At 58.3% G+C, this 2,509-nt stretch carries 4 protein-coding genes; all 4 read right to left on the bottom strand.

Going from position 1 to position 2,509, the window contains the following annotated elements; genetic code table 11:
* The coding region (locus Q7O77_RS16920; protein WP_304169928.1) for a YcjX family protein at positions 1-1,383 on the bottom strand (1,383 nt) is incomplete at its 3' end.
* Between the two features lie 145 nt (positions 1,384-1,528).
* Entirely contained in the window at positions 1,529-1,885 is a 357-nt protein-coding gene (pspC, locus tag Q7O77_RS16925; protein ID WP_304169930.1) for an envelope stress response membrane protein PspC, read from the bottom strand.
* Positions 1,885-2,112, bottom strand: a complete 228-nt coding sequence (gene pspB, locus Q7O77_RS16930) for an envelope stress response membrane protein PspB (protein WP_085651870.1) — start codon at positions 2,110-2,112, stop codon at positions 1,885-1,887. The genes pspC and pspB overlap by 1 nt, the downstream gene beginning before the upstream one ends.
* 64 nt (positions 2,113-2,176) lie before the next feature.
* Positions 2,177-2,509, bottom strand: a 333-nt coding sequence (locus Q7O77_RS16935; protein WP_304169933.1) for a PspA/IM30 family protein, incomplete at its 5' end; no start/stop codon positions are given.

Consider the following 2,509-nt stretch of genomic DNA (forward strand, 5'->3'; position numbering starts at 1 on the left):
GTCCATCACCGTATCCAGGCGAATATGCGGCAGCGGTGTATCGATGCTCATCTCCGGCGGTCGAAACGCATCGAAATGGAATCCTTGCTCCCGCCAGAATGCCGGTCCCGGCAGGCGTGACGGCACCTCGCCGGGATAGACCGTCAGCGGCTCGCCATCGCTTAATCGATGGCCTTTCAGCGCCGGGATTTTCTGCCCTTGGTGGTCGACCAGACCGCTTTGCGTGGCCTGAACAGAGGCGATCCCGGCACATTCCATGCTGATACCCTCAAACGCCGCGTTTTGCCAGGCATCCTGCACCAACTGCTGCAACAGCGACACCAGATTGGCATGCTGATCGGTGGTGATGTGATCCGCCTTGGTCGCTGCAAACATCAGTTTGTCGATGCAGGGAGAGAACAAGCGGCGAAACAGCGTACGTTTGCCGTAATGAAAGCTCTGCATCAGCTGCGTCAGCGCCAGTCGCATATCGTTAAAAGCCTGAACGCCGCTGTTCAACGGTTGAAGGCAATCCACCAGCACAATCTGGCGGTCGAAGCGAACAAAGTGCTGCTTATAAAAACCTTTCACCACGTGCTGGCAGTAGTAGTCAAAACGCTGACGCAACATACCGATGTTGGTCGAGGCGTCAGCCTGCGCCAGCGCGGACTCTTGTCCATCGCGGTTCAGCGGCCAGGGGAAGAATTGCAGTACCGGCGCCCCCGCCAGATCGCCGGGCAGCACCAGTCGACCCGGCTGAATAAAGTGCAGGCCTTCCCGTTTGCAGCGCAGCAGATAATCCGTGTAGGCCTGAGCCACCGCCGCCAGTTGGTTTTCATCCGCGGGTGCCAGCGGGTCCAGCTGTTCGCACAGCGTCAGCCAGGGCTGCGCCCACGTCAGCCGTTCCCCCTGCAACAACCCGCTCATTTGATGGGACCAGTCCAGATAGCGCTGCTCCAGCATCGGCAGATCTAACAGCCACTCCCCCGGATAATCGACGATTTCCAGATACAGCGTGGAGTTGTCTTTGAAATGCCGCAGCAACGAATCATTGGAGCGGTAACGCAGCGCCAGCCGGATTTCACTCACTCCGCGCGTCGGCGTCGGCCAGTCGGGAGGCTCGCCGTACAGCGAGGCCATGCCTTCGTCGTAGGCGAAGCGCGGGACGCCCAGGTCACGCTGAGGAATGCGCCGCGCGCCCAACAGCCGGTTTTCCCGGACGGGCGTGAACAGCGGCAAACGCGCGCCGTTGTGTACCGACAACAGTTGATTGACCAGCGCGGTGATAAATGCCGTTTTACCGCTGCGGCTCAGGCCGGTGACGGCCAGACGCAGATGACGATCGACGCCGCGATTCATCAGCGCGCCGATGTCCTGCTGCAGTCGATTGAGGGGATTAGCCATGACTCTCCTTTCCCTGTGTGTCGTTTCAGAGGGTGATGGTAGGTAAACGCTATTATGGTGCCCGATGGCAAAATGCGAAAGCGCACGTGCCGGGGTAACAGACGTGCCACGGTGTCGGCGCGGGCTTGACCGTGGCTGGGGGAAATTACATCTGGCGGAACTGACTGCGGACGCCGTAAGTGTCAGAGGTGATGTAGCGCTCGATATCACGCAGACGACGTTCGCTCTCCATCAGCTGCGCGTCCGCCTGATCCAACAGTTGGTTGGGAGACGCGTCTGGCGTCCCGTAAGCGTCAGGCGGCGCCGGCTCCAGAATAAAGCTCAGCACGATGTACGCCACCACGGTGAAGAAGAACAGGCCGAAAAAGATCGACAGCACGGCAATCAGGCGGATCAGCTTCACCGGCACGTCGAAATAGTGGGCCAGTCCGGCGCAAACGCCTTTGATCATGCCCTCTTCCGGCATCAGATACAGCTTTTTAAAACTCCGGTTCAGTTTCATCAGGATTGTCTCCAGTTCGGATGTTTCGCATCCAGAATCTCTTCCAGCGTTTCAATACGTTCTCGCATACGCTGTGCATCTTGCGTCAATGTGTGCAGCCGCTGCATATCCGCCGTTCCCAACTGAGCACGGTTTTTTCGCTGACTGTAATGCAGCCAAAGCCAAAGCGGAGCGACGAATAGCAGAAAAATGGTCAGCGGTATCATCGTCAGAACCAAGGCGCCCATTTTCTCTCCTTAATAATCATGATGCGTATCTCAGGCTGCCGCCGATGGCGACAGCCCGTAGCGGTTACTCCGCAGGTTTTACTTTAGCTTTCAACGCCGCCAGCTGCGCGTCAATTTCATCGTTCGCTTTCAGTTCGGTGAACTGCTGGTCCAGCGTTTTCTGTTTGCCCAGACCCACGCTTTCACCCTCCGCTTCGATGGAGTCGATGCGGCGCTCGAACTGCTCAAAGCGCGCCAGCGCCTCATCCAGTTTGCCGCTATCCAGCTGACGGCGAATATCGCGCGAAGAGCTGGCGGCCTGATGACGCAGCGTCAGCGCTTTCTGACGGGCGCGGGTTTCGGTCAGTTTATTTTCCAGCTCGCCGATTTCACGCTTCATGCGTTCCAGCGTTTCATC

The organism is Lonsdalea britannica (assembly GCF_946477055.1).
Taxonomy (GTDB): Bacteria; Pseudomonadota; Gammaproteobacteria; order Enterobacterales; family Enterobacteriaceae; genus Lonsdalea; species Lonsdalea britannica_A.

What these genes read in the sequence shown, in the direction of transcription:
- pspC (WP_304169930.1), bottom strand. Translation starts at nt 1,885, where the DNA reads ATGAAACTGAACCGGAGTTTTAAAAAGCTGTATCTGATGCCGGAAGAG.
- pspB (WP_085651870.1), bottom strand. Translation starts at nt 2,112, where the DNA reads ATGGGCGCCTTGGTTCTGACGATGATACCGCTGACCATTTTTCTGCTA.